The following is a 7,607-nucleotide window of genomic DNA, read 5'->3' on the forward strand; positions in this document are numbered from 1 at the left end:
CGGCTGCCATATCCTGGCGGACCTGCGCGCCCTGCCGCGCGCGGGGCTGCAGCGGCGCAGCGCCCCCGAACTGCTGCAGGCCCTGGACGCCGCCTACGGCCTGGCGCCCGAGCTCCACCGCTGGGTCGAACCGCCACACCAGTTCTCGCGCCGCATCGAACTCACCGACTACGTCGAGCACACCGACGCGGTGCTGGCGGTGGCGCGCCGCCTGGCCGAACAGCTGGGCGGCTGGCTCAGCGCCCGGCAACTGGCGGTACGCCGCGTGGTGCTCAGCATGGAACACGAACGCGGCCGCCACGCCCGGCCGCCCACCGAACTGGAACTGGCCCTGGCCCAGCCGGTCTGGCAGGCGCCGCAGATCCTGCACCTGCTGCGGGAAAAGCTGGCGCGCTTCACACTGGAAGCGCCCGTGATCGCCGTGGCGCTGCTGGCGCCCGACACGGTCGAGCAGCCCGCCGCCAGCACCACCCTGTTCCCCGAGCCCGGCGGCACGCCTGCCGACCATGCCCGGCTGCTGGACCTGCTGGTGGCGCGGTTGGGCCGCGACCAGGTGCGCCACGCCCACCCGGTACCCGACCACCGCCCCGAGGCCGCCAACGCCTGGGGCGACGCGCTGTCGCCGCCCCAACGCCCCGCGCCCCTGCCCGCCCTGCTGGACCGCCCCTTCTGGCTGCTGGACCCGCCGCTGCCCTTGAAGCTGTCCGGCCACCGGCCGCAATACGGCGGCCAGGCGCTGCGCCTGATGCGCGGCCCCGAACGCATCGAAAGCGGCTGGTGGGATCCGGCCTTGACCGTGCGCGACTACTTCGTCGCCGAGGACGCCGCCGCCGCGCGCTACTGGATCTACCGCGAGCGCGACGACGAGCACGCCCGCTGGTTCCTGCATGGGCTCTACGCCTGAAACGCCATGCGCCTGGACGACGACGACACCCCCGGCATCCTGGCGCAGTTGCCCGGCTACGCCGAGCTGCAATGCCAGTCCAACTTCTCTTTCCTGCAGGGCGCTTCGCACCCCGAGGAACTGGTCGAACGCGCCGCCGAACTGGGCTACGCCGCGCTCGCCATCACCGATGAATGTTCGCTGGCGGGCGTGGTCCGCGCCCACGTGGAGGCCAAGGCCCGCAAGCTGCCGCTCATCATCGGCGCCACCTTCCAGCTGCGCGCCGCGCCCGACGCCGCGCCACTGGGCCTGACCCTGCTGGCGCAGACGCGCGAGGGCTACGGCAACCTGTCCGAACTGATCACCCTGGCCCGCACCCGCGCGCCCAAGGGCGAATACCAGCTGGCGCCCGAAGACCTTACCCATCCTCCCAGCGGCCACGCCCATCTGCGCCACCTGCCCGAATGCCTGGCCATCCTGAGCCCCGCCTACGGCACCGACGCCGACCGCATGGCCGAGCAGGCGCGCTGGCTGGCACGCGTCTTCCCCCACCGCGCCTGGGTGGGGCTGACCTTGCTGCACCGCTCGCGCGACGACCTGCACCGCGCCGCGGTCGAGCACGCCGCGCAGGCCGCGGACCTGCCCATCGTGGCGCTGGGCCAGGTGCAGATGCATCTGCGTTCGCGCAAGCCGCTGCACGACACGCTGACCGGCATCCGCACTCGCCAACCGGTATCGCAATGCGGCTATGAACTGTCCGGCAACGCCGAACAGCACCTGCGTACTCGCATGCGCCTGGCCAACCTGTACCCGCCGCAAGCGCTGGCCCAGACGCTGGCCGTGGCCCGCCGCTGCGCCTTCTCATTGGACGAGCTGCGCTACGAATACCCGGACGAAATCATTCCGCGCGGCCACACGCCGGCCACCTATCTGCGCCAGGAAACCCTGGCCGGGGCCGCCCGCCGCTTTCCTTCAGGCACGCCGGACAGCGTCACCGCGCAGATCGAAAAAGAGCTGGCCCTGATCACGGACCTGCACTACGAAGCCTATTTCCTCACGGTCTACGACATCGTCCAGTACGCCCGCGGCGAGGGCATCCTGTGCCAGGGCCGCGGGTCCGCCGCCAACTCCGCGGTCTGCTACTGCCTGGGCATCACCGAAGTGGATCCGGTGCGCGGCAACAACCTGTTCGAACGCTTCATCAGCAAGGAACGCAACGAGCCGCCCGACATCGACGTGGACTTCGAGCACCAGCGCCGCGAAGAAGTCATCCAGTACATCTACCGCAAGTACGGCCGCGAACGCGCCGCGCTCACCGCCGTGGTCATTTCCTACCGGCCGCGCAGCGTGCTGCGCGATACCGGCTGCGCGCTGGGCGTGGACGCAGGCGTCATCGACGCCGTGGCGCGCGCCCACCAATGGTGGGACGGCAAGAAGGAAATGCTGCGCACCCTGGGCGCCTGCGGCCTGGACCCGGAATCGCAGGTGGCGCGCCAGTGGGCGGCGCTGGCGCAGACCCTGATGGGCTTTCCGCGCCACCTGTCGCAGCACCCCGGCGGCTTCGTGATTTCACGCGGCAAGCTGTCGCGCCTGGTGCCCATCGAAAACGCCGCCATGGCAGACCGCAGCGTCGTGCAATGGGACAAGGACGACCTGGATGCGCTGGGCCTGCTGAAAGTGGACGTGCTGGCGCTGGGCATGCTGTCGGCCCTGCGCCGCACGCTGGAGCTGGCCGGCCAGCGCCGCGGCCAACCCTTGCGGCTGCAGGACATACCCGCCAGCGACACGCCCACCTACGACATGATCTGCGACGCCGACACCATAGGCGTGTTCCAGATCGAATCCCGCGCCCAGATGACCATGTTGCCGCGGCTGCGTCCGCGCGAATACTACGACCTGGTGGTGCAGGTGGCCATCGTGCGCCCAGGCCCGATCCAGGGCGGCATGGTCCATCCCTACCTGCGCCGCCGCCAGGGCAAGGAACCCGAAACCTATCCCAGCGAAAAAGTGCGCGGCGTGCTCAGCCGCACCATGGGCGTGCCCATCTTCCAGGAACAGGTCATGCAGATCGCCGTGGTGGCCGCTGGCTTCACGCCGGGCGAATCCGACCAGTTGCGCCGCTCCATGGCGGCCTGGAAGCGCAAGGGCGGCGTGGACAAGTACCGCAGCAAACTGGTCGGCGGCCTGCTGGCCCATGGCTACAAACTGGATTTCGCCGAGGCGCTGTTCCGGCAGATCGAAGGCTTCGGCGAATACGGCTTCCCCGAAAGCCACGCCGCCAGCTTCGCCCTGCTGGCCTATGCCAGTTCTTGGCTCAAGCGGCACGAGCCCGAAGCCTTCCTGGCCGCCCTGCTCAACTCCCAGCCCATGGGCTTCTACGCCCCCGCGCAACTGGTGCAGGACGCCCGCCGCCACGGCGTCTGCGTGCTGCCGGCGGACGTCACGGTCAGCGGCTGGGACTCGGCCCTGGAGACCCTGCCCGACGGTCATCCTGGCGCCCGCCGGCCCCCCCATCCGCACGCGCCCGCCGCCGACGGCACCCGTCCCGCCGTCAGGCTGGGACTGAGCCTGATCCAGGGCATGCGCGAAGACGCCGCCCGGCGCATCGAAGACGCGCGCGCTGCCGCCCCTTTTACCGACACCGGCGACCTGGCCCGCCGCGCCTCTCTCGGCCGCCATGACCTGAACTCGCTGGCCGCCGGCGACGCCCTGCGCACGCTGGCCGGCCATCGCCGCCAGGCCAGCTGGGAAGCCGCCGCCAGCGTGCAGAGCCGCGACCTGCTGCGCGACGCCGCCATCCAGGAAACCCAGGCGCCACAGCTGGCCGCCCCGTCCGAGGGCCAGGCCGTGGCGGCCGACTACCGCAGCGTGGGCCTGACGCTGCGCAGCCACCCGGTGGCCTTGCTGCGCCCCCAGCTCGCGGCGCGCAACTTCCAGCCCGCCTCGGTGCTGAACAGCTACCCCGACAAGCGCGTGGCCCGCGCCTGCGGCATCGTCACCGTGCGCCAACGTCCCCAAACCTCCAAGGGCGTGATCTTCGTCACGCTGGAAGACGAGACCGGCCCCGTCAACGTGGTCGTGCGCCCGGAACTCATAGAACGCCAACGCCGCGAATTGCTGGGGTCCTCGTTGCTGGGCGTCTACGGATCCTGGCAAAGCGTGGACGGCGTGCGCCACCTGATCGCGCAGCGGCTGGTGGATCTGTCCGACCTGCTGGGCGGGTTGAACACCCAGAGCCGGAATTTCCACTGACCGCTGCGGCCGCCGTTCAATCGCCGAACAGCGTGGCCATGTCCAATGCCTGCGCCATGGCCTGGTAGCCGGCATCGTTGGGATGCAGGTTATCGCCCGAGTCATACGCGGGCAGCAGCCGCGCGGGATGCGCCGGATCGCGCAGCACCGCGTCAAAATCCACCACCGCGTCGAACACGCCGCTTTCGCGGATCCAGCGGTTCACCTCCCGCCGCACCGCGTCCTTGGCCGGGTTGTAGTGGCCCGACAGCGGCGTGCCGTGCAAAGAGCCTTCATACGGCGCAATGGTGCCGCCGACGATGCGCACGCCGCGCAGGCGCGCCGCCTCTGCCAATTGCCGGTAGCCCTCGGTCAATCTGGCCGCCGTCATGGGCGCGTCGTCCGGCGCGAAGCCGCTGTCCGGCCAGCCGATGTCATTGATGCCCAGCATCATCACCACCGTGCGCACGCCCGGCTGCGACAGCACGTCGGCGTCAAACCGGGCCATCGCGTTCACCCCCATCTTGTCGCCCCAGACCCGCGCGCCCGAAATGCCCGCGTTCGCCACGCCCATGCCTTGCGGCGCCAGGCGGCGCGCCAGGAAGTCCGGCCAGCGGCGGTTGGCGCCCGGCGTCGAGCCATTGCCATCGGTCAGGGAATCCCCAAAGGCCACCACCACCGGCACGCGCTTCGGGCTTTCCACCCAGATCCCCGCCAGGAACGCCCGGCCTTGCAGCGCCTGCGCCTCAGGCAGCTCCGCCGCCGCCGTGGCATTGCCCCGGACCAGGGCGCCGGTCTGCTGCGCGCCCCAATGGAAGGTCGTCACCGGCGTTGCCTGCGGGAAGTAAAGGCTGACGGCCAGTTCGGCCAGCGCGGATACCGGCAGGTCCACCGGATCGCTGACCACCTGCGCCCCCGGCGCCACCGTCACGCTTGGCCGACCGCCAAAGGCCAGCCCGCGACTGGACGCCGGACGGATCCTGGACTGGCCCGAGGCCAGCGCCACGCTGGCCGCCCCAATCTCCAGGGGCTGAGTCCCATAGCGGTTGGACAACACCACCCGCAAGCGCGGTCCGCCCACGCTGAGCATCAGGGTCTGGCGCAGAGTCTGGCCGCGCAATTCGGCCGGCATTTCCGTGAGCAGCACGAAGGAATCCTCCCACAGCGGTTGCGGACTGGCGAACCAGGAGCTGACCCAGCTGGAACGCGCGACATCCGACTGAACAGGCGGCTGCGCGGCGGCGGCCACGGACGGCCCCAGGACCGCAAGGCCCGCGGACAGGGTAGCGGCCGAAACCAGGGAAAAAGCATTGAAGCGATTCATGACGACTCCAGAAAAAGAGAAAGTGACGTCACGATAGGTTCTTCCCAATTCCACCGGTAGAACCCTAAACTGCATACCTCTTCTTCCAAAAAGGAATGACCTTGGACACCCTGCGCGCAATGCGGGCCTTTGTCCGCGCCGTGGAGCTGGGCACCTTGTCCGCCGTCGCCCGCGAACAGGCCCTAAGCCAGCCCGCCCTGAGCAAGATCGTCGCCGCGCTGGAAAAGGACCTGAACGTGCGGCTGCTGGAACGCAGCACCACCCGCGTCGTGCCCACCGAACAAGGCAAGCGCTTCTACGAACGCGCCACGCGGGTGCTGGAGGAATACTCCGAAGCCGTCGCCGACGCCCGCGGCCAGACCGAAAAGCCCGCCGGCTTCCTGCGCATCAACGCGCCCGTGGCGCTGGGCCAGTTCCGCCTGAACGCGCTGGTCCGCGAATTCCTGGACGAATACCCCGACATCCAGGTCGAACTGATCCTGAACGACCGGTTCGTGGACCTGGTGGAAGAAGGCGTGGACGTGGCGCTGCGGCTGGGCGGCAATCTGCCGCCCAACGCCATCGCCCGCAAGGCAGCCCTATCGCCGCGCTACCTGGTGGCCGCCCCCTCCTACCTGGCGCAGCGCGGCAAGCCCCGCGCGCCCCGCGATCTGGCCGCGCACGAATACGTGCGCTTTGCCTGGCTGGCTGCCGGCGACACCCTGGAACTGCACCAGGGCGCCACCCTAGCCACCGTCCAGACCCAGGGGCGCTTCCGCGTCAACAACGCCCTGGCCATCCGCGAAAGCCTGGCCATGGGCGCCGGCATCGGCCTATGCCCCGCGTGGCTGGTGCAGGATCTGGTCGCCAGCGGCGAACTGCTGCGCGTGCTGCCCAAATGGAGCGCCACGCCGCAAGAGGCCTTCCTCATCTACCCGTCGCGCCGCTATCAGTCGCTGCGGGCGCGGCTGCTGATCGAGTTCCTGAATGACCGGCTGGCCCGCCTGCCCGGCATGCAAACGCCTTAGCCGCAGACCGCGCGCACCAGATTCCGGTAGATGTCGCGCGCGCCTTCCAGCTGCTCCAGCGCGATGGATTCGTCGATCGTGTGGGCGTCCTCTTCGTTGCCCGGCCCCAGCCCTATCGTCGGAATGCCGCGACGTCCGGCCGATTCCGAGCCGTTGGTGCAGAACGCCCAACTGCCCACTACCGGATCCCGGCCGCTGGCGCTGACCGCCGCGCGCGCAGCCTGCAACAAGCCGGCTTGCGCATCGCAGCGCCAACCTGGCAACCACCGCGGCGGCGTGGCGTGCTGGCCGGTATAGGTCGCTACTTGATCCTCGCTGACCTGCAGGGTGAAGTCGGACAGGCCGTGGGCCGCCAGATGCCCGCGGATCTGCGCCAGCACGTCCTCCAGGCGTTCGCCCGAGACGGTGCGCCGGTCAAAGCGTATCGTCGTCGAGATCGGAATCATGGAGATCGACGGATAGGGATGCGACACGATGTCCGTCGGCACCAGCAGCGCCTGGCCCAGCACCTCGTCGTGCGGCAGCGGCAGGCTCTCCAGCGCGGCCAGCGCCCGGGCCGCCGCATGCAGGGGATTGACGCCGATGTGCGGCGTCGCCGCGTGCGCCGGCTTGCCGTGGAAGGTCAGCAGCAGTTCCACGCGCCCTTTCTGGCCTGCCTTGATCTGCAACTTTGACGGCTCGCAGATGACCACCGCCTGCGGCGTGCAGAGGTCCAGCACCGAAGCCAGCGCATGCCCTTCGATAACTTCCTCCAGCACGCTGGCCGACACCGCCACGCGGTGCTTCAAGCCATCCCGCGCCGCCTCCGCCACGCCGCAAATCGCCGCGGCAATGCCGCCCTTCATGTCGGTGCTGCCGCGCCCGTATAGCCGCCCATCCCGGATTTCGGCGCCGAACGGATCGAAGCGCCAGTCGCCCGCCACCGGCACCACGTCCATGTGTCCGTCGAACAACAAGGCCACGTCCGCATCCTCGGGGCCGATCAGCCCCAGCACCGAGCCATTGCCATCGGTCATCACCGAACTGAACCCCGCCTCGCGCATCGTCGCGGCCATCAGCGCCGCCATCTCGCCTTCCTTGCCGGAAAGGCTGGGAATGCGCACCATCGCCTGGGTCAACGCAACTACGTCCAGAGTCATCATCCTGTCTCTTATACACATCT

4 protein-coding genes and 1 pseudogene are annotated in these 7,607 nt (G+C 69.6%); 3 read left to right on the top strand and 2 right to left on the bottom strand.

Translation table 11 applies throughout. From position 1 onward, the window contains the following. Both DXK93_RS30315 and DXK93_RS30320 read left to right on the top strand, forming a co-directional pair. A pseudogene (locus tag DXK93_RS30315) lies at positions 1-904 on the top strand (DNA polymerase Y family protein); the annotation flags it as partial. A 6-nt stretch (positions 905-910) separates the two neighbouring features. After that, positions 911-4,135: an error-prone DNA polymerase gene (locus tag DXK93_RS30320; RefSeq protein ID WP_199728354.1), complete on the top strand. Its 3,225-nt coding sequence runs from the start codon at positions 911-913 to the stop codon at positions 4,133-4,135. A gap of 16 nt (positions 4,136-4,151) precedes the next feature. Here DXK93_RS30320 and DXK93_RS30325 read toward each other — a convergent pair whose 3' ends face one another. Then, positions 4,152-5,438, bottom strand: a complete 1,287-nt coding sequence (locus DXK93_RS30325) for an SGNH/GDSL hydrolase family protein (RefSeq protein ID WP_119452074.1) — start codon at positions 5,436-5,438, stop codon at positions 4,152-4,154. Between the two features lie 101 nt (positions 5,439-5,539). Between DXK93_RS30325 and DXK93_RS30330 the strand changes: the two genes are divergently transcribed. Continuing rightward, a complete protein-coding gene (locus DXK93_RS30330; RefSeq protein ID WP_119452075.1) occupies positions 5,540-6,445 on the top strand; it encodes a LysR family transcriptional regulator in 906 nt (301 codons plus the stop codon). Here DXK93_RS30330 and DXK93_RS30335 read toward each other — a convergent pair. After that, on the bottom strand, positions 6,442-7,605 hold the full coding sequence (locus DXK93_RS30335) for a YgeY family selenium metabolism-linked hydrolase (RefSeq protein WP_233564650.1): 1,164 nt from the start codon (positions 7,603-7,605) through the stop codon (positions 6,442-6,444). The two genes, DXK93_RS30330 and DXK93_RS30335, sit on opposite strands and share 4 nt — an antisense overlap. Between the last annotated feature and the right edge of the window lie 2 nt (positions 7,606-7,607).

This window comes from Achromobacter sp. K91, assembly GCF_003576205.1.
Lineage (GTDB): Bacteria > Pseudomonadota > Gammaproteobacteria > Burkholderiales > Burkholderiaceae_B > Achromobacter > Achromobacter aegrifaciens.